General features: G+C 37.8%; 1 pseudogene. It reads right to left on the bottom strand.

The window, feature by feature from the left end:
- Positions 1–275 (bottom strand): annotated as a pseudogene (locus ACYQ4S_RS12635) (RNA-guided endonuclease TnpB family protein); the annotation flags it as partial.

The raw sequence follows: 275 nt of genomic DNA, 5'->3' as shown, positions 1-275 counted from the left end.
GAAATACCCAAATCAATCCCGATCTTCCGTTCAACTAATTGGGGCGTTTCGTCCGCTGATTCCACAAGAATGGATATAAAATATTTTCCCGATTTATTCATTGATATCGTACATGATTTAATCTTGCCTTGAAAAGTACGATGCTGGACAAGCTTTACACATCCGATTTTAGGCAGTTTGATCTTACCATCTTCAATTCGGATATTTCCCCCTTGATTGTTGGTGGTATAACTCGCTTTTGAACGGTGTTTGGATTTGAATTTTGGAAATCCAAT

This window comes from Alkalibacterium sp. s-m-28, assembly GCF_054658175.1.
The sequence above is the reverse complement of the archived record's forward strand: the minus strand, read 5'-3'. Positions and strand labels throughout refer to the sequence as shown.